This window comes from Lentzea sp. DG1S-22 (assembly GCF_036321065.1).
In the GTDB taxonomy this organism is placed as follows: Bacteria; Actinomycetota; Actinomycetes; order Mycobacteriales; family Pseudonocardiaceae; genus Lentzea; species Lentzea jiangxiensis.
In genome coordinates, this window is sequence record NZ_CP143276.1 from 2,714,475 (window position 1) to 2,738,401 (window position 23,927).

At 69.8% G+C, this 23,927-nt stretch carries 16 protein-coding genes; 3 read left to right on the forward strand and 13 right to left on the reverse strand.

Going from position 1 to position 23,927, the window contains the following annotated elements; translation table 11 throughout:
• Positions 1-192: 192 nt before the first annotated feature.
• Together V1227_RS11715 and V1227_RS11720 are read right to left on the reverse strand one after the other, a co-directional pair.
• Complete coding sequence (locus V1227_RS11715) at positions 193-948, reverse strand: HpcH/HpaI aldolase family protein (protein WP_329792540.1); 756 nt, start codon at positions 946-948, stop codon at positions 193-195.
• Entirely contained in the window at positions 945-2,114 is a 1,170-nt protein-coding gene (locus V1227_RS11720; protein ID WP_329792541.1) for a Xaa-Pro peptidase family protein, read from the reverse strand. Before V1227_RS11720 ends, V1227_RS11715 begins: the two co-directional genes overlap by 4 nt.
• Before the next feature lie 92 nt (positions 2,115-2,206).
• Here V1227_RS11720 and V1227_RS11725 point away from each other — a divergent pair, with 92 nt between their 5' ends.
• Entirely contained in the window at positions 2,207-3,022 is an 816-nt protein-coding gene (locus tag V1227_RS11725) for an SDR family NAD(P)-dependent oxidoreductase (RefSeq protein ID WP_329792542.1), read from the forward strand.
• 18 nt (positions 3,023-3,040) lie between these two features.
• Here the strand turns inward: V1227_RS11725 and V1227_RS11730 are convergent, their stop codons facing one another.
• The 10 genes from V1227_RS11730 to V1227_RS11775 form a co-directional block, all read right to left on the reverse strand.
• Complete coding sequence (locus V1227_RS11730) at positions 3,041-4,147, reverse strand: sedoheptulose 7-phosphate cyclase (RefSeq protein WP_329794004.1); 1,107 nt, start codon at positions 4,145-4,147, stop codon at positions 3,041-3,043.
• Positions 4,148-4,474: 327 nt separating this feature from the next.
• A complete protein-coding gene (locus tag V1227_RS11735) occupies positions 4,475-5,404 on the reverse strand; it encodes a hypothetical protein (protein WP_329792543.1) in 930 nt (309 codons plus the stop codon).
• A gap of 116 nt (positions 5,405-5,520) precedes the next feature.
• Positions 5,521-5,661: a hypothetical protein gene (locus V1227_RS11740; RefSeq protein ID WP_176959729.1), complete on the reverse strand. Its 141-nt coding sequence runs from the start codon at positions 5,659-5,661 to the stop codon at positions 5,521-5,523.
• Positions 5,662-5,844: 183 nt separating this feature from the next.
• Positions 5,845-7,062, reverse strand: a complete 1,218-nt coding sequence (locus V1227_RS11745) for a salicylate synthase (protein ID WP_329792544.1) — start codon at positions 7,060-7,062, stop codon at positions 5,845-5,847.
• A 118-nt stretch (positions 7,063-7,180) separates the two neighbouring features.
• Entirely contained in the window at positions 7,181-8,434 is a 1,254-nt protein-coding gene (locus tag V1227_RS11750; RefSeq protein WP_329792545.1) for a cytochrome P450, read from the reverse strand.
• A gap of 61 nt (positions 8,435-8,495) precedes the next feature.
• Positions 8,496-10,460, reverse strand: coding sequence for an oxidoreductase (locus tag V1227_RS11755; protein WP_329792546.1), 1,965 nt, complete (start codon positions 10,458-10,460; stop codon positions 8,496-8,498).
• Positions 10,457-11,422, reverse strand: coding sequence for a thioesterase domain-containing protein (locus V1227_RS11760; RefSeq protein WP_329792547.1), 966 nt, complete (start codon positions 11,420-11,422; stop codon positions 10,457-10,459). The genes V1227_RS11755 and V1227_RS11760 overlap by 4 nt, the downstream gene beginning before the upstream one ends.
• A gap of 24 nt (positions 11,423-11,446) precedes the next feature.
• A complete protein-coding gene (locus V1227_RS11765) occupies positions 11,447-14,752 on the reverse strand; it encodes a non-ribosomal peptide synthetase (protein WP_329792548.1) in 3,306 nt (1,101 codons plus the stop codon).
• 5 nt (positions 14,753-14,757) lie between these two features.
• Entirely contained in the window at positions 14,758-19,332 is a 4,575-nt protein-coding gene (locus V1227_RS11770) for a polyketide synthase (protein WP_329792549.1), read from the reverse strand.
• A 928-nt stretch (positions 19,333-20,260) separates the two neighbouring features.
• On the reverse strand, positions 20,261-20,863 hold the full coding sequence (locus tag V1227_RS11775; RefSeq protein WP_329792550.1) for a helix-turn-helix domain-containing protein: 603 nt from the start codon (positions 20,861-20,863) through the stop codon (positions 20,261-20,263).
• 153 nt (positions 20,864-21,016) lie between these two features.
• On the opposite strand from V1227_RS11775, the gene V1227_RS11780 reads away from it, so the two are divergent.
• Entirely contained in the window at positions 21,017-21,637 is a 621-nt protein-coding gene (locus V1227_RS11780) for a class I SAM-dependent methyltransferase (RefSeq protein WP_329792551.1), read from the forward strand.
• 1 nt (position 21,638) lies between these two features.
• Positions 21,639-22,754, forward strand: a complete 1,116-nt coding sequence (locus V1227_RS11785; protein WP_329792552.1) for an oxidoreductase — start codon at positions 21,639-21,641, stop codon at positions 22,752-22,754.
• A 41-nt stretch (positions 22,755-22,795) separates the two neighbouring features.
• Here V1227_RS11785 and V1227_RS11790 read toward each other — a convergent pair whose 3' ends face one another.
• The gene (locus tag V1227_RS11790; RefSeq protein WP_329792553.1) at positions 22,796-23,560 is read right to left on the reverse strand and encodes an IclR family transcriptional regulator; all 765 of its coding nucleotides are present in this window, start codon (positions 23,558-23,560) and stop codon (positions 22,796-22,798) included.
• Positions 23,561-23,927: the final 367 nt, after the last annotated feature.

Here is a 23,927-nt window from a genome sequence, read left to right on the forward strand (position 1 = left end):
CAGGGCGCGGACGACGGCTCGACTACCGGTCCGTCCTCCGCGAACCCGTCGAGTGCGAACGACCCGTCCACAGTGGACTTCAGGCCGAAGGCGCCGGCGGTTCAGCCCAGTTCCCTCGTGGCACGAGGCCGCCTTCCCGGAAGTCGGGAAGGCGGCCTCGTCTGCCGGGACCGGACGCATCCACTTCGTCCGCTACTGGCGCACGCTGCTCACGATGGCGCGCAAACCCTCCACCACCACGGTGTTGAAGTTGAAGAGGAGGACGCTGGCGCCGCGTTCTCGCCACTCGCCGACCTTGCCGGGATGATCCACCAGGGCGCACAACGCGCACTGCGGCGCCGACACCACCGCCTCGACCACCCGGTCGACGGCCGCTCGGTAGTCCGCATGGCCGAAGTTCCCCGGCACGCCCAGGGAAAGCGACAGGTCGGTCGGGCCGATCCACACGGCGTCGACGCCGTCGGTCGCGGCGATCGCGTCGCAGTTCCGGACGGAGTCCCGGTCCTCGGCCTGGACCACGACCACCGTCTCGCGAGCGGCCTCGGCCAGGTGCTCTTCCAGGGTGCGGGTGCCGTGCCGTCCCGCCCGGGTGCTCACCGCGAGGCTGCGAATTCCCCGGGGCGGGTAGTGGGCGGCGCGGACCGCGGCTTCGGCGTCCGCGGCGTCCGACACGTGGGGCACGACGATTCCGGCCGCGCCGGCGTCGAGTGCGTGCAGCGCGGCGGCGGGATCGTTCCCGGCGAGACGCACCAGCACCGGGATGCCGGCGGCCTCGCCCGCCCTGACGTGGTGCTCCACCTCGACGGTCTCGGCGGCCGCGTGCTCGGTGTCGAGCAGCACGAAGTCGAAACCCAGGTGCCCGGCCAGTTCCACCGCGGAGTGGGCGGGGACCTTGAGGATCAGGCCGAGCAGCGGATCGCCGCCGGCCATGCGGGATCGCAAGCTCACCTGCCGCCGCCTGACAGCGGCCGGTTCCACCCGCGCGCCTCGTCTCCGGGTGCTTCCCACCCGTCCTCCGTGACGATCAGGGTGTCTTCCAGCTTGACGATGCCGACCTCGGGGTTGGACAGCGTCGTCTCCAGGGACAGCACCATGCCCACCTCGAGCGGGGCTTCCGCGTGGTCCGCGGGGTAGGGCACCGGACCGGTACCGGTCAGCCGGGGGACCTCGTGCGTGATGAGACCCATGCCGTGGGCGACGAAGAACATCTCGTCCGCGTGAGGACACGCGGCCAGCGCCTTGTCGGCCAGGTCGAAGACGTCTCCGCCGCGCCGGCCGGGCGTCACCGCGGCACGCACGCCCTGCTGCACCGACTCGACTTCGGCGAGCAGGTCGTTCATCAAGCCGGTGGGCTCACCCGCCACCGCCATGCGGGCCAGGTCGCCGATGTACCCCTGGTACATCCCGCCGGAGTCGAGCGAGAGCGCTTCTCCTTCCCGCCACACCCTCGACGACGGCGCGCGGTTGAACTCGCTGCCGCACGACACCAGGCAGTAGTCGAACACCAGTCCCCGATCGGTCTGCTCGCGACGGAACCGCTCGACTATGTCGATCTTGGTGTCGCCGGGCCGCGAGGCGGCGAAGGTGGCCGCCATGGAGTCGATGATCCCCACGGAGGCGGTTCGCACCAGCTCGAGCTCTTCGGGGGTTTTGATCGCCCGGATGGCTTCGAGGACCGGATGAGCTTCCACCAGCGCCGCCCCCGGCAGCGCGGCGCGCAGCACCTCGGCCGCGTCGAACGGCAGGAAGGCCTTCTCCACCGCGATGACCGCGTTGTCCAGGCCGCGCTCCCGCAGCCCGCCGACGATCGAGTTCGCGGTGTCCACGCTCGACCACGACCGGTTGCGGACATCGGGGACCCACAGCGGGAAAACGGAGGTTCCCCACTCCTCGTTGCCGCACCCGATGTAGAACGAATTCTCCGGCGAGCCCTTGACGTACACGAGCGCCGGAAGATATCGGGACACGCCGATCGCGTCGAGGTTGGCGAAGAAGAAGTACCGGTATCCGCCGAGCAGGTGCTGGATGGAGAAACGGGTCGTCGCGATCACCACATCGGCGCCGGCCTTTTCCATCAGCGCGTCCATGCGGCTCTGGTCGAACGGTAGGTCCATGACACTCCTCGAATTAATTCTGCCGCAACGCGGCCAGGATCTGTATAGTGTCGAGCGACTAGTTTCCCATCGGCCCAGAAACGAGTGCAGACATGGACGAAATTTCCGGCGACGCCCAGTCTCCTGCCGCGACCCGTTCAATCTTGGACCGGTTCCGGCTCACCGGCAGAACGGCTCTCGTGACCGGGGCGGGACAGGGCATCGGACGCGCGTTCGCGCACGCCCTGGGCGAAGCGGGCGCCCAGGTGGCGGTCGTCGACCTCAGCGCGGAACGCGCGGAGGAGGTCGCCGGCGAATTGCTGGAAAAGGGCGTGAAAGCGATCTCGATCCAGGCCGACGCCGCCGACGAAAGTTCCGTCGAAAGCTTCGTGCGCACGACGGTGGAGCAGTTCGGCCGACTCGACATCGCGGTGAACAATGCCGGCATCAACCTCAACTCCGCCGCCGAGGAAACAACGCTCGAAGAGTGGGACATGGTGCACAACCTCAACTTGAGGGGAGTGTTCATCGCCTGCCAGCACGAAGCGAAGGCGATGTTCCCGCACGGCTACGGAAAAATCATCAACACCGCCTCGATGGCGTCGATGATCGTGCCTCATCCGCAGAAGCAGGTCTCGTACAACGTTTCCAAGGGGGCGGTGGTCAGCCTGACCCGGACGTTGGCCGCCGAGTGGGCCGACCGCGGGATCCGGGTGAACTGCATTTCGCCGGGAATCATCAGGACCGCCTTGATCGAGGAGTCCGAGGCGCTGGCGCCCCTGGTGGACGAGTGGGTGTCGAACATCCCGGCCGGACGGCTGGGTGAGGTCAGCGACCTGCAGGGCGCCGCCGTCTACCTGGCCAGCGAGGTCTCCGACTACATGACCGGCCACAACCTCGCGATCGAGGGAGGCCAAACCTTGTGGTAGGCCTCGCCCCGCCGGGCCTCACGCAACCTCCGCCGAACTGCCCGCGGCCATGTCCCGCTGGAGTTCGATGGCCGCGACCAGTTCCTCGTCCGAGACGTCGTTGACGAAGACGGTGTTCCCGATGCCGACGGGCAGCGGCAGTCGTTGCTGCCCGTCGCGCCGCCGGACTGTCGCGTGCAGCGCGTGCCCGAGGACCTCCGGCGTGTGCAACGGGCTCCAGGTGGGCAGTTCGAGATCGGACATCACCGCGAACACCCGTCGGCACTCGTCCTCGCTCACGAGTCCGCGCCGGTGGGCGAGGACGGTGCTCAGTGCCATGTCGAGGCACACCGCTTCGCCGTGCAGCATCGTGGGAAGGCCGAGCATCTCGACCGCGGGGCTGAAGGTGTGCCCGTAGTCCATGCTGCGTTCCAGCGTTTCTTCCCACAGGTTCGGCTCGAGCTCTTCCAGCATGCCGGTGATCGCGGCTTCGAGGATGGCGGTGGCGGCGTCGGCCCCCTCCGGCGACCGTCCCTGGAAGTTCTCGTCCAGGACCAGCCGGCCGTGCCGCTCGAGGAGGTCGAAGAGTGCTTCGTCCTTGATCAGGCCGACCTTCAGGATCTCGGCGAGCCCGTTGCTGATGTGCCGGCGGCTCAGCGTCGCGAGGAAGCCGCGGTCGAGCAGGGTGAGCGTCGCTGCCGAATACGTGCCCAGCTGGTTCTTGTGACCGTTGAAGTTCACCCCGGTCTTCACGCCGACCCCGGCGTCGACCAGACCGACCAGGGTCGTCGGCACCCTGATGAACGGCGTTCCGCGCCGGTAGAGGCTGGCGGCGAGTCCCACGATGTCCATCACGACACCGCCGCCCACCACGATGACCGGCTCGCGCCTGCGATCGATTCCGAAGGCGTCGAGCCGCTCCACGAAACGCAGTACGACGTCGATCTCCTTGCGCACCTCGCCCGCCTGGACCACCATGATCTCGCAAGTGACGCCGTGGTGCTCGAAGTACTGTCTCATGGCTGTTCCGTACAGCCTGTCGACGGTTTCGTCGACGACGACGAACCGGCGGCGTGTCCGGTGTCCGTCCGGGCTGCCCGCGTGGAGCAGATCTGTGCGGTTCGGGTCGAAAACGCCCTGGCACAGACGGACTTCGTAGTTGACCGGCTGCGAAGCCTTGACGTGCCAGGAAGATTCTTCCGTCGTGGCCGCAGCACTCGTTGGCGTGGAGGGCTTCCGCGGTGCGGGTGACGCGACGACCTCCAGTGCACTGCCATCTTTCTCATGATCGGCGGAAATCAGCGAATTGCACATGTTCGCTCTCTTCTTGACGAGTACGATGAGATCAGCTCGACGCCAACCTGAAAACACGCGGGAACAACGGAGGAGTTCCGTTGTGGTGTCGGTGTCGTGAACGAAGGTCTGTCGTGCCCCGGCCGACCTGGAAGCCGGCCGCGCGAGGTCATCACCAGATCAAGACCGGATCAGGTCGCTCCCGGCCGCCACGGCGATCAAGGACCGGGCGTAGCGCGCCGCCGCCTCCGGGTGGAGGTGGAAGAACTTCACAGGTGCCACCGATTCGATCTCCAGGAGCAGCAGCCTGCCGGTGACGGGGTGGCGCAGGAAGTCGAGCCGTACCGACACCGGGTGGACCGGAACGGTCTTCAGGTAGGCGTCGTACGCGGTGTGGATGTCGGTGAGGTCGTCGCCGTGTTCGACGTGGCCGGCACGGGCGTTCGGGTGGAACTGCGTTCCGACGCGGCCCGGCGCGAGGATGGCGTCCTTGGTGATCGCGTGGGAGACCTCACCGTCGATCATGATGATCCCGCTTTCCCCCAGCGAATCGATCGTGGAGACGTAGGGCTGGACGCACGCGGTCACGCCGGCTTCCTCGAAGGCCGCGAGCCTGTCGACCAGGTCCTGCTCCTCGGTGACCCTGGCGGCGCCGAGCGTGCCTCCCGACGAGACGGGCTTGACGACGACGGCGGCCTCTCCGAACTCACGTTCGGCGTTCGCGAGCGCTTCCGCCGCCACAGCACCGATTCGCTCCCCCGGCCGGACCACCGTGGTCGGGATCGTCCTGGCACCGTGCTGCTCGACCTCGGGGAGGTATTCCTTGCTCATACCGCTCACGATGACGGCGTGCGGGTTCGCCAGCCGCACGCCCTGCCGGTGCAGGGAGTCCACCCAGTCCCGGAACTGCGCCAGCTTGAGCCACATGCTCCACGGGGACTGCACGGCGACCACGTCGAACGCGGTCCAGTCGACACCGTCGGAGTCGTCCCAGGCGAGGATCTGCGTCGTGCAGCCCTGTTCCTCCAGGCAAGCTCGCAGGACGGGGGTGTCGCGATCCGACCAGTCGCTGCCGGGAAAGGCGCTGGAGGTCACGAGTGCGATGTTCACGGGATGCCTCTCGATAGTTCACAGAACAGCCGCGTGCACCACTCCACGAGTCGTCCGCCGACAATTCCCGGAGGTGCGGTCACGGTCCAACTGCGACACAGACGATTTCCTGCCGATCAGTCCGTGCCCCGGACGACGCCCGCTGCCGGGTTTTCTTCCTCGTCGTCGAACCAGTCCGGACGCAGCGGGACGCTGCACAGCGTGGGGAAGTCGTCGAGATCCGGTGCGCCGCCGCGCAACTGCTCTTGAACGCTCATGGTCACTCCTGGTGAAGTCCCCCGCTGGCTTTCCTGAACGACAGCAGGGAATCTAAACCAAACCAGGTGTGACCCAGATCGCTGAGTTCCACGGTGCGGAACGTAGTCTCCCCGGCTGGGGAAGGGGCCTGAACGACCAGGCGGGGCCGTTCCCGGCCCCGCCGATCAGTCCGGCAAAGCGACCTACCGCGTGGGCACGAGGAAGCGCGACACGCTGCGCAGCTTCTCCCGGGTCTCCTCCAGCTCCCGTTCCGGAGTGGACTGGGCGACGATGCCCGCGCCCGCCCGCAGCCAGATGTCGCCGTGGCGGCGGAACACGCTGCGGAGGATGAGAGCCGCGTCGATGGCGCCGTCCGGTTCGACGGTCAGCACGGCGCCGCTGTAGAGGCCGCGCGGCTGCGTCTCGGCGCGCCGGATCAGCTCGCAGGCGGGTGCCTTGGGGATGCCGGAGGCCGTGACCGCCGGGAAGAGAGCGGCGAACGCGTCCCAGCCGGTGCGGTCCGGTGCGAGTGAACCCGAGAGCTGGGAGGCGAGGTGCTGCACGCTGCCGCGTTCCTTCACGCTCATGAACTCCTCGACGCGGACGGTCGACGGCGTGCACACGGTCGACAGTTCGGTCACCGCCAGGCGCACCGAGATCGCGTGTTCGAACACCTCCTTGGCATCGCGGTAGAGCTCGTCACGCCGTACCTGGTCGGCTTCGTGATCGCCGAGGAAGGCGCGCGTGCCGGCCAGCGGCTGCGTGACCACCTCACCCCCGGAGCTCACGCTGATCACGATCTCCGGGCTGAACCCGAGCGCCTCCCAGCCCCGCAGGCGCAGGAGGAACGACCTCGCCGGGCTGTTGGCAAGCCTGCCGGTGAGGTACGTCGTGGGCATGTCGATGTCTTCGGGCACCGGCACCACACGGGAGAGGATCACCTTGTCCAGCGCGCCGGAGCGGATCTCCGCGATGCCCGCCGCGACCGCGGCCCGGTAGCCCTCCGCGTCGTGGCCGTCGACATCGACCTCGACACGCGCCTCCGCCGGCTCGATCCCGCCGCTCAGCACGGCATCCGCGAGCCGCGACTCCAGCGCGTCCAGGTCCGCCGCGGTGAGCGCGCGCAGGAGGACGGTGCCGTTCTCGAAGCGCACTTCACGCCGCGGGATCATCAAGGTGACCGTGTCGGCCGCCGGCGCGTCGTCCAGTCCGTACAACGCGTAGGACAGCTCGAAGGTGGCCCAGCCGTAAGCGCGCCAGTCCTCGACGTCGACCTCCGCGAGCCGGGTGGCGACCACCGACAGCGGTTCGTCCGCCCGCGTGGTCACGGTCGCGTAGGCGCCCTCACCCCAGCAGATCGACCCTTGGTTCTCGTAGAGCACGTTGTCCTCGGCCGATGTCGCCGCGAGCGTGGCGGCCACGCGAAGAGGATCGGCCGGCGACGCGACGTGACGCTCCCAGTACTTCAGTGCAGTTCTCCTTGATCGGGCTGGTTCCGGTTGCCTGGCAGAAGGACCCGGTCGCGTGCGTGGTGGTGGCTCAGGCGGGGGAAGGGTTGTCCACCCACAGCTGCACGGGGCCGCGGAAACACGCGTTTTCGTGGTACCGCACGACTTCATCGGCCGCGAGCCGGAGGTGGGGCAGGCGTGCCGTGAGTTCCTCCAGCATGACCCGCATCTCCAGCCGGGCCAGCGGAGCGCCGAAGCAGGCGTGGATTCCCCTGCCGAAGGTGAGGTGCTGCTGGGAGTTGGACCGGTGGACGTCGAACTGGTCCGGGTCGGGGAACCGTGCCGGGTCGTGGTTCGCGGAACCGATGAGGAGCAGCAGCTTGGCCCCCGCCGGGACGGTGACCCCGCCGATGTCGACCTCCCTGGTGGTGATCTTGCGCCAGGTGTGCAGGCTCGGGTCGAAGCGCAGCCCCTCCTCGACCGCGTTCGGGATCAGCGCGGGGTCGGCGCAGATCTCCTCCCACTGCTCCCGGTGCGTGAGCAGCCGCTGCAGCGTGCTCGACGACGCGTTGGTCGTGGTCTCGTGGCCGGCGAAGCTCACCGCGTGGATGACGTTGACGATCTCCTCGACCGACAGCGCGGCGGGATCCGCGAGGTGTGAGCGGAGCAGGTCGCTGGTGAAGTCGTCCCGCAGGTCCTCCTTGCGCGCGGCGACGAAGTCCGTGCAGTACCGCCAGTACTCGACCATCCTTCCCGCGATCCTGACCTGTTCGTCCTTCGTGGACCGCCCCCAGGTGAAGGCCATGCGGTTGAGGGCGAGCGCCTTGAGCGCTTCCGAGTCCGACTCGGGGAAGCCGATCAGGCTGAACACGATCTTGGCGGGCAGTGGTGCCGTCAACTCCCGCACCAGGTCGAACCGCGACCTCGAGGCGACACCGTCGAGCAGTTCGGTGGTGTAGGCGCGGATGACCGGTTCGAGCCCTGCGACCCTCCTGGCGGAGAAAGCCTTGACGTTGAAGGCTCGGACCCTGGTGTGCTTGGGCGGGTCGCAGTTGGAGACGGTCGGGGTCGCGTGGAACCCGGCGTCGAGGATCTCCTTCGCCTCCTCCGCGAGCGGGTAGAAGGGGGTCTGGGTGATCGCACCGGAGAAGCTCTCGTGATCGGTGAGGATCCGCTTGACGTCCTCGTGCCGGGTGACCGGCCACATGTCGAGCTGCGGCTCGTAGAAGACCGGGGCTTCCTCGCGCAGGGTGGCGAGCGCCGGGTACGGGTCGGCGATGTAGCCGGGAGCCAGCGGATCGAATCGCCCCTGCACGGGGCAACGGCCCGTGCTGCTGTTCAGCATCTCATCTCCACGGATTGACTGGGTGAACCGGAAGCTCAGGGGAACGGCCGCTGAGGCGCCCTCACAGCCGCCTGCCGAGCATCTCGGCCTCCCGGATCGACGTGAGCATGGTTCCCGGCGCGTACGCGTCCCCGATGACGTGGACGGGCACTCCGCTCGCCGACAGCGGACCCGACAGCTCGTCGACCGGCTGGCGGGGGGTCGACCAGGTGAACAGGGCCACGTCCTCGATCTCGGTGAGCCGCCCGGTGAAGACGTTCGCGCAGCGCAGCACGTGGTCCTTGTACAGCAGCGGTTCGGTCGACAACTCGATGCGCACGCCCGCCTCGTGCAGTCTCCGGTGGACGCCCAGGCGGCTCACGTACGGCACCGCGTCGCCCAGGGACGTCCTGGGCGTCATGAGCACCACGTCGCGGTAGCGCCGCACCAGGAGGTCGGCGACCGCGTAGGTCCCGGCCGAGTGGTCGAAGTCGAACAGCACCGCTGTGCCGTCGTCCGCTCCGCTGTCGTCGCGGAGCAGGTAGTCCCGCACGCTGACGCCCTCCTCGCTGTGGGCGTCCAGGGTGGGCGGTCGCATCATCCGCGCCCCGGTGGCGATGACGACGATGTCGGGACCGGTCGCGAGGACCATCTCCGCCGTCACGCGCGCACTCTGCTCGACGCGCACGCCGTTGCGCTCCACCAGCCACCGCTGGTGCTCCAGGGTGGCCGCGATGTCAGCGCGTCCCGGCAACAGCGACTCCACCCTCGCCTTGCCCCCGAGGTGCGGTCCGGCCAGCAAGGTCACCCGGTGCCCGTGCTCGGCCGCCGCCGCGGCGGCCTGAAGGCCCGCCACCCCGGCGCCGACCACGGTGACCTCGCGCTTCCTGGACGCCCCGCGGACCCGGCGAGCGGCTTCACCACCGGTGCCGAGGTCGGGGTTGACCACGCAGGCGATCGTGCGGCCACTGGTGACCTCTCCCCAGCACACGTTGCAGTAGAGGCACGGCCGCACCTCCCGCTCGCGGCCCGCCCGCACCTTGGCCGGGAAGCCGGGATCGGCCACCAGGAGGCGTCCCAGGCCGACCAGGTCACCGATGCCGTCCCGGACGACGGCTTCGGCTTCGGCAGCGGAGGTGACGCGGCCGAACGCCAGGACCGGGAGGGTCACCGCCGCCCTGAGGTCGCGCTGGATCCCGAGGTACGGGCCGGGCGGGTAGTGCATGTCGGGCACGTGGTCGCCGAAGCTGAGCGAGGAGTTGCCCTGGCCGAACGCGAGGTAGTCAGGCGGAGTCTCCCGGCTCACCCGGTTCGCGATGCGGGCCGACTCCTCCGCGGTGATGCCTCCCTCCACCAGTTCGTCGCCCGGCATCTTCAAACCCAGCAGGAAATCCGGCCCGCACACCGATCGGATGCCGGCCAGGACCTCGCGCAGGAACCTGGTCCGCCCGTCCAGGTCGCCGCCGTACTCGTCCTGCCTGGTGTTCGACCACGGCGACAGGAACTGCGTGATCAGGTGACCGTGCGCCGCGTGCACCTCGACGCCGGAGAACCCCGCACGCTGCAGGACAGCGGCGGAAGCCACGAACGACTCGGCGATCATCCGGACCTCCGACGTGGACATCACGTGCGGAACCGTCCAGCTGTACGGGTCCGGCAGGGGCGACACCCCGATCGAGCTGTCCGACACCGGACCCCGCACCTGCTGCCTGCCCGAGTGCAGGAGCTGACCGACCATCCGGCAGTCGTGTTCCTCGACCGCGGCCGCGAGGCGCTCGAACCCCGCGGCGTTGGCGGGTTCGTACGCCGCGAGACCCGTCTGCGGGGGTACCGAGCTCGGGTGGACGAACAGCGCCTCGGAGACCACCATCGCCGCACCACCGGCGGCGCGCTCGGCGTAGAAGGTGACCGTGCGGTCGGTCACCAGTCCCCGACGCGCGTAGTTGTTCATGATCGCCGGGAACACGATCCGGTTCTTCAAACGCGCGCCGCCCACCTCCAGCGGGGAGAACAGGTGCGGATACCGGTCCTGTCCCTCGGCGGTCACGCCAGGGTGCCTTCGCCCGCCGCGGAGACGATCTCGCGCAGTTCGCGGCCGATCTTGCCGATGTCCGGCTCGGCGCCGTCGAACAGCGCGCCGCCGTCGGCGTCCACGAAGATGGTGTTGATCTGGTCGCGGTGGATCGACCGCAGGGGTGCGGCGTAGGGCGACATCGCGTGGATCGCGGTCTCCTGCCGGCTGGCCTCGCCGACGGCGAGGATCGTGATGCTGCCGTCGAAGCCGGTCGGGGGGTCGTAGGTGAGCATCGCCGAGAGGTTCGCCTTGTAGATGGCCATCCGGTTGCGGAAGACGTCGAGGTCCATTCCGGACAGCAGGTCGTGCTCGTCGACGTAGCGGACGACGAACTCGACCTGTGCTCCTTCGTCGAGCTCGTTCAACTCGTCCCACGGCAGGTCGATCCGCACGGCCAGCAGGCGTTCGATGATGTAGACGTAGTCCATGATCGCCCGCTGCTGCAACGAGGCGCTGTCGACCGGCAGCTCCTTCCAGGGGCGGTTGAAGTTCGGCATCAGGTGCAGGACGAGGCCGGTCCGCTCGCCCTGTTCGTGGAGCTGGCGGGCCGTCTCGTACGCGGGCAGTCCGCCCATGCAGTTCCCCGCGACGTAGTAAGGGCCCTCCGGCTGGACGCGGCGCATCTGGCGGATGCCGTGGGCGGCCAGCTCCTCGACCGTGCGGTAGGGCGACTGCTCACCATCCATGCCGGGGGTCTGCAAGGCGTACACGCCCCAGGCCTCGGGGATGTGCGGCAGGTAGTTGTTCATGTAGCTCACGCTGCCGTCCGTGGCCGGGTAGAGGAACAGGATCGGGGCGCCCTCCCGCAGCACCTTGACGTTCGACCCCTCCAGGGTGAGCAGCCGGTCGTTCCCGATGTTCTTGTTCTCCAGCAGCCGCAACAGCGCCAGCCGCTTGGTGTCGGACAGCTGCTGGAGCCGGTCGGTCGTGTTCACACTGTCTCCTGGTTCGCTGGTTCGTCAGTTGAGGTCGTCGAGCAGGCGGGCGACTTCCTCGTCCGACATCGACTCGAGCTGGTCGAGCGCGGCGCTGATGGCGAGGTCGTCCCCGGCACCGCGGGTGAGGTCGTCGTCGATCCGTGCGGCGAGCGCCGACACCGTGGGGTGCGCGAAGAGGTTCTGCAGCTCCACCCGCACGCCGAAGCGCTCCTCGACCTGGAACAGCGCCCTGGTGGCCAGCAGGGAGTGCCCGCCGAGTTCGAAGAAGCCGTCGTGCCTGCCGATCCCGGTCCGGCCGAGGAGGTCGCCGTAGATCTCCGCGACGACCGTCTCGGTCTCGCCGACGGGCGGTTCGTACGCGGTGGCGGCCGGAGCCGACTCCGGCACCATCGACGAAAGCGCCGTGCGGTCGATCTTTCCGTTGGGAGTCATCGGAAGCGCCGTGTGCACTACGAAGCGCTGCGGCACCATGTAAGCCGGGAGGACAGGAGCGAGCAGTTCTCTGAGCTGTTCCGCGGAGACGGTGTCGCCGTCGTGCGCGGCCAGGTGGGCGACGAGCACCCCGTCCGCTGTCAGGGTGACCGCGGCGTCGACGACGGCGGGGTGCTGGCGCAGCGCGTGTTCGACCTCGGCGGCCTCGACGCGGTGACCGCGCACCTTGAGCTGCTGGTCCGTCCGTCCCAGGAAGGTCAGGGTGCCGTCCGCCAACTCGCGGACCAGGTCACCGGTGCGGTAGACGCGCTCGGGCACCTCCGCCAGGTCCACGAATCGCCGCTCGGTCTCCTCCGGCCGGTTCAGGTAGCCGTTCGCGACGCCCTCACCCGCGATGCACAGCTCGCCCGGCACTCCGGGTGGCACGAGCAGGCCGCGTCCGTTGACGACGTAGAACCGGGTGTTCTCGATCGGCTCTCCGATGCGCACGGGATCGGACGCGTCGACCTTCCAGCGGGCGGACCAGATCGTCGTCTCGGTGGGACCGTAGAGGTTCCACACTTCCTTGCACCCGGCCAGGAGCTGGTCGGCCAGGTCGCGGCTCATGGCCTCCCCGCCGCACAGCGCGGTGAGCCGGGACAGGCCCTTCCAGCCGGAGTCGAACAGCATCCGCCACGTGGAGGGCGTCGCCTGCATGATGGTGGCACCGCTGGTGTCCAGCAGATCGGCCAGGCGAGCCGGGTCCGTCGCCTCCTCCGCGGTGGCGACGACGACCGCCGCACCGGTGACCAGCGGGAGCAGCAGCTCCAGCAGCGAGATGTCGAACGACAGGCTGGTCACCGCGAGGAACACGTCGTCCTGCCGGATCCCCGGCTTCACCGCCATCGCGTGCAGCAGGTTCAGCAGGTTGTCGTGCCGCACCTCGACACCCTTGGGCCGGCCCGTCGACCCGGACGTGTGCAGCACGTAGGCGGGACTGCCGGAGGCGGGTGGTTCGAGCGGCCCGCCCGGCGTCGCGCCCGGTGACCCGTCGACCGGCAGCGGCCGGACCCGTTCGGGCAGGCGGACGGCGACGTCCGACCGCGTGACCGCCAGGGACATGCCGGTGTCCTCGACGATCCAGGCCATCCGCTCCTCGGGCAGATCGGTGGCCAGCGGGACGAAGACCGCGCCCGCGCGGAGCGCCGCCAGCACCGCCACCACCATCTCGGGGCCGCGGTCCAGGAAGATCCCGAGTCGCCGGCCACGGCCTCCCGCGGCGTCGATGCGGCAGGCCAACGCCGACACCGCGCGGTCGAGCTCCGCGTAGCTGAGCTCACGGCCGTCGCAGAGGACGGCGACGCGCTCGGGGTCGACCTCGGCCCACGCCGCCACGAGCCGGTCGACCGTCGTGTCCCGTGCGTGGTTCGACGCGGTGCTGTTGCGCCGGCGGAGGTTCCGGCGCTCCAGCTCGGTCATCAGGGAGACGTCACCGATCGGCAGGTCCGGGGAGCCGATCAGCGACGCGGCGAGGTGCTGCCAGCGACGGGCCATGGCCTCGATCGTCGACCGCTCGAACAGTGCCGTGTCGTAGTAGAAGCTCCCCAGCAGTTCCCGTTCGTCGATGTCGGGGTGGAAGTGCAGTTCGAGGTCGAACTGGACGCTGCCGGTGTCGAACGGGCGCAGCTCGGCTGTGGCGCCGGGCAGCCTCAGCGGGTGGAACGCGTCCTGGAAGGCGAAGAACGCCTGGAACAGCGGGCTGCGGCTGAGGTCCCGGTTTCCGGCCACCTCGCTCACCAGCTTCTCGTACGAGTAGTTCTGGTGGTCCCAGGCGTCGGCGCACACTGCGGCGGTCCTGCGCACCAGCTCGCGGAAACTCAGCTCGGAGGACAGACCGACGCGCAGCACCAGGGTGCTGACGAAGCACCCGGCGGTACGCTCGAACCCGGGGTCCAGCCGGTTGGCGTACGGCGTGCCGATCGAGATGTCCTCGCGCTCGGTGGAGTGCCACAGCAGCACGAGGTACACGGCGAGCAGCGTGGCGAACCGGGTTGCCGCTTCCTCCCTGCCGAACTCCGTGAGCCGGGCGGTCAGCTCCGGTCGCAGGACGAAGTCGACCCGCGCGCCGGCGTGGCCGCGCCGGGGCGGGCGCGGGTGGTCCAGCGGCAGTTCCAGCGGAGTGCTTCCCGACAACGCCCCCACCCAGTGGTCCAGGTTCCCGGCTGAGGCGGGACTGTCGGCGTGTGTGCGCTCCCACTCGGCGTAGTCGGTGTAGTCCAAGCCCTCGACCGCACCGCTCTCGCCGTTGAGGATCTCGGAGATCTCCCGCACGACGAGCCCGGTGGTCCACCCGTCGGCGACCAGGTGGTGCAGGGTCAGCCCCCACACGTGCTCCCGTTCCCCGGTGCGCACGAGCACCGAACGCATCAACGGGCCACGAGCGAGGTCGAACGGCGCGATCAGGGCAGCTCGCAGCTCCCGGTCGATCTCCTCGTCAGTGGCGTCGAGGAGATCGGCGGTCCTCAGCACGGGGTTCGACTCCGGCTCGATGAACTGGACCGGCACTCCCCCAATCTCTTCGAAGGTCGCCCGCAGACCGGGGTGGCGGTGCCAGACGGTCTCCAGTGCGGCGGCGAGCGCCGACGCGTCGACCGGTCCCTCGATCCGGTAGGTGACGGTGAACGTGTACGCCACTCCCGTCGGGTCGAGCCTGTCGAGGAACCAGATGCGGTCCTGCACACCGGTCAGCCGACAGGCCGAGCGCCCGCCGAGCAGGTCCAGGAGCTCGGACTTGTGCTCCCTCACCGCATCCCGCTCGGCGGGGTCGAGGGTTCCCGCAGCGGCCCGCAGCCGCAGCCGGTCCCCGGCGGGCGTCAGCTGCACGCCCCGCCCCAGCAGTTCCACCAGTGAGGTCATCGCGTTCACAGCTCCATCCAGTCCATCGATCCCACGACCGTCGCGGCGCCGGGAGCCGCCTGGCCGGCACCGACCGACGTCTGCACCTCGGCCGCGAGTGCGGACACCCCGTCCGCCCGCAGCACTCGTGAGACCGGGATCTCCACGGCCAGATCGCGCAGAACCAGGTTGCGGAGTTCCATTGCCATCAAGGAGGTCATGCCCAGCTTGCTCAGCTGGACGTCCCGCCGGACCTCGTCCTGCCGCAGGCGCAGCACCCAGGCCACCCGGTTCGCCAGCCGGTCTTCGAAGGCCGCACCGTCGTCGATGCTCCCCGCGGCCTCCTGCGGGACGACTTCTTCCGGCTCAGACCGCGCACCGTCGTCGATCGCGCTCGTCCTGTCGCGTCGAGCGCCACGAACGCGGTCGAGCCAGTACGGTTCGCGCTGCCAGGGATAGGCGGGCAGCGGAACCGTGCGGCCACCGGCGGGCTGCACCCGGTCCCAGTCGACCTCGCACCCCGCCGTGTACAGCGCCGCGACGGCTTCCAGCAGGCCCGTCCGCTCACCCCGCTTCCTGTGCGCCTTGGCGATCGTGGTGGCCGTCGCGCCGACCGAGTGCAGCGTCGCGTCGATCGCCGGGCCGAGCACGGAGTGCGGGCTGATCTCCAGGAACACCTGGTGTCCCTGCTCGGCGAGCAGGGCGACGGCCGGCCCGAGCATCACCGGTTCGCGCAGGTTCCGCAGCCAGTACGACGTCCCCAGCTCCTCGCCCGCGCTCATCGCGCCGGTCACGCTGGAGCAGAACGGCACCGAGGTCGCGGCGGGCCAGACCCCGCGCAGCTCGGCGCGCAGTTCGCCGAGCAGCGGCTCCACCTGCTGGCTGTGCCCGGCCACGTCGACGACCATGCGCCGCCCGAACACGTTCGTGCGCTCGAGCTCGCCCAGCACCTCTTCGACCGCCTCGGGACTCCCGGCCAGCAGCGTCGAGGACGGACTGTTGCTCGCCGCGACCTCGACCTGGCCGTCCCACCGGCTGATGAGCGTCCGCGCCTCCTCGAGGCCGAGCTCGACCAGCGCCATCGCGCCCTGCCCGCGGATCGACGCCAGAAGTGCGCTCCGGCGGCAGATCACGAGTGCGGCGTCCTCGAGGGACAGCGCGCCGGCGGCGTGTGCCGCGGCGATCTCCCCCATGCTCTGCCCCACGACCGCGTCCGGTTCGACGCCCCAGGACCTCCACAGGGCCGTCAGCGCGACCTCCATCGCGAACAGGGCGGGCTGCACCTCCTCGATCAACGGGATGTCCGCTTCCCCGTTCCCCCGCCGCAGGTACTCGAGGACGGAGAACCCGCTGATCCGCCGGATGGCCGCGTCGCAGTCCTCGAGTGCGTCCCTGAACACCGGCTCCGTCGCGGCGAGGTCCAGGCCCATCCCCGGCCAGGCGGCACCGTGCCCGGGGAAGACGAACACGACGGACGGCTTCTTCCACGTCGGGGCCAACGGCCGTTCCGCGGCTCCTTCGAGCGCATCGGCCAGTTCGGTCCGCGAAGCACCCACGACGGCCAGGCGTCGCGCGTGCGGAGAGCGACGGGCGGCCGTGTAACCGATGTCCGCGAGATCCGCGGCGGTCCGCACGACGTCGGCGAGTGCGGTGGCTGCGTCGGCGAGCGCGGCCGGGGTGTGCGCGGACAGCGGCAGCACCACCGGCTCCCGTTCCTGGCCGTCCAGCGCGTGCGGGCGTTCCGCCGGCTCCCGGCCGGTCCTGGCGTGCACACGGGCCCAGTTCACGTCCTGCCCCAGGCAGTACAGGCGGCCGAGGGAGTCGAGCAGCACCGGGCGGCTCGGCTCAGCGCGCCGGGAGGACGGCAGCACGTGACCTTCGCGGCCGGCCTCCGCCAGGCACTCGGTCACGTCGTGCACGAGGAGCGGGTGCGGGTTGACGTCGATGAAGTCGCGCCGCCCCTCGGCGACGAGCAGCCGCACCACCTCCGCGAAGAGGACCGGCTCGCGCAGGTTGTCGCACCAGTACTCGGCGTCCAGCTCGTCACCGGCCACGTCCTGGCCGACAACCGTGGAGTAGAAGGGGATGACACCGCGATGGGGACGCACGCCGCTCAGCGCCGATCGCAGCTCGGGCAGCAGCGGATCCATCTGCGGGGAGTGCGACGCGTAGTCCACCTGGATCGGCCGCAGCGTGATCCCCGACCGCGCGAGCTCGGACGAGAGGTCCCGCACGGCGTCAGCCGCTCCGGAGATCACCGTCGAGTTCGGACCGCTGCTGACGGCGATCGAGATCTCGTCCGCGCGGCTCGCGATCACCCGGCGAGCCTCCTCGGCCGGCAGCTCGACCACGGCCATCGCGCCCGAGCCGGACGCGGCGCCGTGCACGATCCTGCTGCGGACGCAGACGATCCGCACCGCGTCCTCCAGGCTCAGGCACCCCGCCACGTGGGCTGCCGCGATCTCACCCAGGCTCTGCCCCACGACGGCACCGGGGTGCACTCCCCAGGAGCGCCACAGAGCGGCGAGGGCGACCTGCACGGCGAAGATCGCCGGCTGCACCAGCCGCAGGTCCTCGAGCCAGGCCGGGTCGTCCGCGAGCACCACGTCCAGGACCGACACGTCGAGGTGGGAGCGCATCGCGCGGTCGCAGCGCCGCAAAGCGGCCAGGAAGGCCGGTTCGAGCACCAGGTCCCTCGCCATGCCGAGCCACTGCGATCCCTGACCGGCGAAGAGGAACACCGGGTTGGCGCGATCCGCTTCCACGAGGCCCGTCGCCGTGCCGGGCAGGGGGCGGCCGTCGAGGTGCGCGGTGAGCCGCCTCGCCAGATCGGCGGGGTCCTCCGCGGTGACCGCCAGCCGCTGCCCCTCCCCGACTCCCCGGGCCACGGCACCGGAACGCAGCGCCGGCATCGTCGCACCGGGTCGCCCGCACGCCTCGAGGAGCTCTGCCGCCGCAGCACGAAGCCCGTCCTCGTCCCGGGCCGACAACGGCACCAGGTGCGACCCGCCCGTGCCCGCTTCCTGCAGGACCACGTGGCAGTTGGTGCCGCCGAAACCGAAGGCGCTCACCCCGGCGAGCCCGGGACGGTCGCGCCGTGGCCACGGCGTGCGCCGCGCAGCGACCCGCAGCCGCAGGCCGTCGAAGTCGATGTGCGGGTTCGGGGTCTCGAAGTGCAGGCTCGGCGGGATGGAACGGTGGCACAGCGCCAGAACGGTCTTGATGAAGCCCGCCATCCCCGCGGCCGCCTCGAGGTGGCCGATGTTGGTCTTCGCCGAGCCGAGCACCAGCGGGCGGTCGGCCGGGCGGCCCGCCCCGAGCACCGCGCCCAGCGCTCCCGCCTCGATCGGGTCGCCGAGCATCGTCCCGGTGCCGTGCGCCTCGACGTAGTCGACGTGCGCGGGGTCGATGCCGGCGTTGGCGTAGGCGTCTCGCAGGACCTCCACCTGAGCGGCCGGACTGGGTGCGGTCATGCCGTTGCTGAAGCCGTCGTTGTTGATCGCGCTGCCCCGGATGACGCAGTAGACGGGATTGCCGTCGGCCAGTGCGCGGGACAACGGTTTGAGCACCACCACACCGCCGCCCTCACCCCGCACGTACCCGTTCGCCCTGCTGTCGAACGCCTTGCACCGCCCGTCCGGCGCCATCGCGCCGAACCGGTCCATCGCGACCATGCTGTCCAGCGCGAGGATCAGGTTGACCCCGCCGACGAGGGCGAGCGACGACTCGCCGAGCAGGAGGCTCTGCCGTGCCTGGTGGATGGCGACCAGCGCGGACGAACAGGCGGTGTTCAGCGTGATGGCGGGTCCGCGCAGCCCCAGGAAGTAGGAGATCCTGGCGGGGATGATGCTGAGGTCCTGACCCGTCGCGGTGTGCTGCGTGGTCCCCGCGAAGTCACCCGCGGCCAACTGGGCGTAGTCGTGCCACATGGCGCCGAAGAAGACGCCGGTCCGGGTGTCCCGGAGGCTGTGGGGCGCTATGCCCGCGTCGTCGAGCGCCTCCCACGACAGCTCCATCGCCAGCCGCTGCTGCGGATCCATCTCGGCCGCTTCACGCGGTGAGATGCCGAAGAACTGCGGGTCGAAACCATCGACCTGGTCCAGAAAACCACCACGCCAGCTGTCGGCGCGGTCGTCCACCGCAGAGGCCTCGACCTGAGCCGCGCCGGCATGCCAACGCCGCGCCGGCACGCCGCTGATGGCGTCCACCCCGTTCGACAGCAGCGACCAGTACGCGTCGACATCACCTGCGCCCGGGAACCGGCAGGACATGCCGACGACGGCGATGGGGTCGTCGGAGCGGGCGCCGCGCGTGGCCGGGGCGGGAGCCGGGCTCGGCTCCTCCTGCCGCGCGGAGGCGCTCACCGCCTGGGCGAGTGACCTGACGGTGGGGTTCTCCCACATCATCGTGGGCCGCAGCGTCCTGCCCAGTTCGGTCCCGAGATCGGTCAGCAGGCGGACCATGTGCACCGAGTCGCGGAGGTAGCGGTTGATCCGCTCGTCCACGTCGACGAACTGAGCAGGTGTGCCGGTGAGCTCCGAAAGGCGTTCCACGAGCCACTTCTCGACCGCGGTGGCGGAAAGTTCCAAGTCGGAAGACATCACGTGGTTCCTCAGCTCTCGATGGGTCGCAGACACTTCCCCACGTGATCCACTCTGGAAGTGGATCATGAACCGGTCAACGAACCGTCCCGCGCACCGGAACGCGGCGGCGGGATCGAGCCCGTTATTCCGCATGGCACGGAAACCGTTGCCATGGCTGGGAAATCGTGCTCTGAACCAGAACCTCCAGGCAGAACGGGGAGCAGCCGCACGCTCTGGCGCACGCGGAGTTTCCTCGGATGAGTGGGCCTGCCGCCGCAGAACGTCTCGAACTCCTTGCGCTCCAATCTTTTCAGAGCCGCGCTGTGCGCTCCCGGAAGACGGCGAGTTGCCTCTCCGCGGCGTGCTCGCCGGTCAACGGAGAGGCGCGCCGTCGCTGACCGGCAGGGCGGGGAAGGCATGGGCACCGCGACAGCGCTGGGCCCGGTCCCGCACTTCCGAGGAGGTGGCGTGGTCGCCTTCGCAGCCGCGAGCACAGGTCGGCGTTCGTCACCACCTCGGGGGCAGCCACGCGCCCAGTCCCGTGACGACCGCACTCCTCGACACGTGAGCACCTCGAAACTCGACGAATTCGAAGAGAGGAAAGGACTTCCGGATTCAGGGGCGGAACACCCCGGATCATCCGCCGGGCAATTCGATGCCGACATGCGAAATCTGCCGAACGGCGGTCGTTTGGCACAACCGGCCGTTCCGCCGAACGGAACAGCGACGTGGCCTGCAGATCGGAGCCGGTGCGATGACCGGATCCGGCAGAATCATGTCCACAGAGGACTTCGCCCGCGTCGTGCATCGGCTCGAGCACTTCGCTGATGCCGGAACTGGCGGGTGGCGGTGTCCGGGGAAGGGCTCGTCGATCGTCGGGCTCGGTGCGTGGGTGTCTCTGCGCAGGACCGTTGCAGGGCGCGCAAGTGCACGCCGCGGTGGATCGTCAGGCGTCGCGGATGTGGATCTGCTCTCCCTGAGGGCTGAACAGCGTCAGGATCTCGGACGCGGTGTCGCCGCTGCCGGTGATGCTGTGCGGCTGCCGTGTGTCGAACTCGGCGGCGTCGCCTTCGACGAGGGTCGTGACCTGCGTCCCGACGACGAGGTCGACCGAGCCGCTCAGCACGTAGAGCCACTCGTACCCGCCGTGGGTCGACTGCTTCGGGGGTTTTCCGTCCCGGCGGGGCGGGAGGACGACCTTGAACGCCTGCACGGGGGCACCGGACCGGGTCAGCGGCAGGTACACCCGCCCGTGCCGCCGGATCGGCTTCAGGTGGATGCGAGGGTCCCCCGTGGGTGGCGCGCCGACGACGTCGTCCAGGGCGACCCGGTAGACCTGGGCCAGGGGGATCAGCACGTCCAGGGTGGGACGGCGGTGGCCGGACTCGAGCCGCGAGAGCGTGCTGGTCGAAAGCCCCGTCGCCTTCGCGACGTCGGACAGCTTCAGCTGCCGTCGCTGCCGCAGATCGCGCAGCCGTGGCCCCACGGCTCCGAGCATGCTCTCGACGAGCTCTTTCGGCTGATCGGCGGGCTTCGGTGACGTTTGCACGTTTCGCAAGTCTAGTTGCTGTTCGCGGCAGCGACCGCTCAAGGAGCCGGCCGCTTGCGAAAACCGCAAGAAAGTTTGCGGTTTTGCCGTGCGACTCCGAACCTGGGAACGAGGCGGCGCCGCTGCCGGAGCACGAGAGGACGAGTACAGCCAATGACGAGGTACGACGCGGAGTTCTGGGAGCAGCACTACCGCACACTCGACCCCACGTGGGGCACCTCCCCCAACGAGGCGACGGTCGAGACGATCACCAAGCTCTTCACCGGCGCGGGCACGGCCTTGGAGCTCGGCGCCGGGCACGGTGGGGATGCGCTCTGGCTCGCACGCCGCGGATGGACCGTGACGGCACTCGACGTGGCGCAAACAGCGCTCGACAGAATCGCCGCCCAAGCCGCAGAACACGGAGTCTCGGACCGGGTGCGGACGATCCGCCGGGACGCCGCCACGCAGCCGCTCCCGGACGGGCCCTTCGACCTGGTCTTCGGGAGTTTCTTCTACGCCCCGGGCCGCGACGACATCTGGCGGCGGGCAGCCGGGACGGTCGAGCCCGGCGGAGCGCTGGTCATCGTCGACCACGGCTCCAACGCCCCGTGGTCCTGGAACCCCACTTCACACGCCCACCCGACCCCCGAGCAGGTCGCGGGCGCACTGGCCCTCGGCCCGGCGTGGGACGCCGAGATCCTCGACAACCGCAGCCGCCTGGCCACCGGCCCGGGCGGACAGCGCGCGGAGGTCACCGACACGATCGTCGCCCTGCGACGGAAGGCGGCATGACATGAGCACTCCGACCACCTCGCGACTGTGGCAGCCCCTCGGCCTCGGAGCCGTGAAGCTCGAGAACAGGCTCGTACTGTCCCCGATGACACGCCGCCGTGCAGCCGCGAACGGCACACCGACGCCGCTCATGGCCGAGTACTACGCGCAGCGGGCCGGGTTCGGCCTCGTCGTCACCGAAGGCGTCTACCCCAGTCGGGAGGGACGCGGCTACCCGAACCAGCCGGGACTCGTCGACGACGAGCAAGAACACGGGTGGGCCGCCGTCACCGCCGCGGTGCACGCACACGGGACACCGATCTTCGCCCAGCTCATGCACGCCGGCCGGGTCACCAACCCCGAGGTCACGGGCACCGGCACCGTGCTCGCACCCTCCGCGATCCCCTTCGAGGACCACCACGGCCACCACTCCGCGCAAGGCACGACCGCCGCGACTTCCCAGGACATCGCGCAGCTCGTCCAGGCTCACGTCGAGGCGGCCAGGCGCGCACGCCGCGCAGGTTTCGACGGCATCGAGCTCCACGCCGCGAACGGGTACCTCCTCCAGCAGTTCCTCGCCCCCGCCTCGAACCACCGCACCGACGGGTACGGAGGGACGCCGCACCGCCGGGCGCGGTTCGTCGTCGAGGTCGCCGAGGCCGTCGCCGATGCGATCGGCGCGGACCGCGTCGGCATTCGCGTCTCGCCCGGCGCCAACGTCCAAGGCGCCCTGGAGCTCGACGAACAGGACGTGTCAGCCACCTACGCCGCGCTCTTCGACGGTCTCCGCCAGTGCTCTCTGGCATACGTGAGCATGATCCACGCTGAGGCCGGCAGCGCCTTGGTCCAAGACCTCCGGCGCATTTCCGGCTCACCCATGATCGTCAACACCGGGTTCTCCGCGGTCACCGACCGGAAGACCGCCGCCGATCTCGTCGACACCGGACAGGCGGACGCGGTCGCCGTCGGACGCGCCGCGATCGCCAACCCCGATCTGCCCCGACGCTGGCAGGCCGATCGCCCGGAAGCCTCCCCCGACCAGGCGACGTTCTACACGGGCGGCGCGACCGGGTACACCGACTACCCGATCGACGACGCGCCGCAGGAAAGCCTCGCGGCGGGCCGACCGCACCGATGAACGCGTTGTGAGACCGGGCACGTCGACGTCGTGCGGCACCGTCACGTCGCGACGGATCGAAGCGGTGAATCCCGCAGACCCAGCGCGGCGTGGTGCGCGAGCCGTCGCAGTTGCGGAGCCACTGCTCGCATGTCGACCCTGACGGAGGGACCGACCACCGTGATCACGGCGGGCGCGGCTCCCCAGCCCCGCAGCGCGACCGCCAGGCTCGTCACCCCGAGCCGCCACTCGTTGACGTCCGCCGCGATGCCGCTGGCCCGCGCCGAGACCAGTTCCCGCTGGAGCTGCCCCCTGTCGGTGATGGTGAGGTCGGTGTAGCGGTGCAGCTCGAGATCTTGTTCCGCCCGGGTCCCCGCGTGCGCCAGCAGCAGCTTGCCCGCGGCCGTGCAGTGCAGCGGCAGCGTGTCGCCGAGGTGGGTCGCGAACCCCGCGGTCCGGCTGCCGCACACCCGCTTGACGACCCGCGCGACGCCTCCCGCACGGACGACCAGCAGAACCGGGTGCTTGACCGTCTCGTGGAGGTCCGTCAGATACGGCAGGACGCGGTCGTAGAGCCCGGGGTCGACGTCCGTGCCGGAAGACGACAGCCTCGCGACCTTGACCGTCAACTCGTAGCGCCCGGCAGCGGTCTTGACGAAGCCCTCATCGCAGAGGAACCCCAGCATCCGATGCGTCGTCGACTTCGGCAGCCCCGCCTTCCGCGCCAACTCGGCGACGCCGACCTCGCCCTGGCAGAGGCTGAAAGCCTCCAGAACGGCGAGCACCTTCGCCGCGGCGGCCTTGCCGGTCACAGCGTCCCCGTCCACTTGGCGGCTGTCACCCCCAGCCTGCGAACCCGTGCACGACGTGCTGATCGACAACACCGCCACCACCCCTCACCACCTCCTCGACGCGATCTGCGGAGGACCGGTGCTCGACGGTATGGAATCCCGGTTGGGGCGAACCTGCGGAACTCCGCAACCATCCAGAGCGCCGCAGTGCGGTTTTCCGCAATCACCGCGACAGACCGAGGGCCCCGCCGTTACCCGATCGGGTGAGTGCACCGGTGTGCGGACAGCGAGAATAAATTCGCAGTTCAGCCACTGTTCGCAGAGGGTGAATTCCACACTCCCGCTTGCTTCGGGCACCGCGGCGCTTTGCACCGGTCGAGCGGGAGCACGGACGTGACGAGGC

Coding starts and splice junctions, on each gene's coding strand:
- V1227_RS11720 (WP_329792541.1), bottom strand. CDS start 2,114: ATGGACCTACCGTTCGACCAGAGCCGCATGGACGCGCTGATGGAAAAG.
- V1227_RS11725 (WP_329792542.1), top strand. CDS start 2,207: ATGGACGAAATTTCCGGCGACGCCCAGTCTCCTGCCGCGACCCGTTCA.
- V1227_RS11740 (WP_176959729.1), bottom strand. CDS start 5,661: ATGAGCGTTCAAGAGCAGTTGCGCGGCGGCGCACCGGATCTCGACGAC.
- V1227_RS11750 (WP_329792545.1), bottom strand. CDS start 8,434: ATGCTGAACAGCAGCACGGGCCGTTGCCCCGTGCAGGGGCGATTCGAT.
- V1227_RS11765 (WP_329792548.1), bottom strand. CDS start 14,752: ATGACCTCACTGGTGGAACTGCTGGGGCGGGGCGTGCAGCTGACGCCC.
- V1227_RS11770 (WP_329792549.1), bottom strand. CDS start 19,332: ATGTCTTCCGACTTGGAACTTTCCGCCACCGCGGTCGAGAAGTGGCTC.
- V1227_RS11780 (WP_329792551.1), top strand. CDS start 21,017: ATGACGAGGTACGACGCGGAGTTCTGGGAGCAGCACTACCGCACACTC.
- V1227_RS11785 (WP_329792552.1), top strand. CDS start 21,639: ATGAGCACTCCGACCACCTCGCGACTGTGGCAGCCCCTCGGCCTCGGA.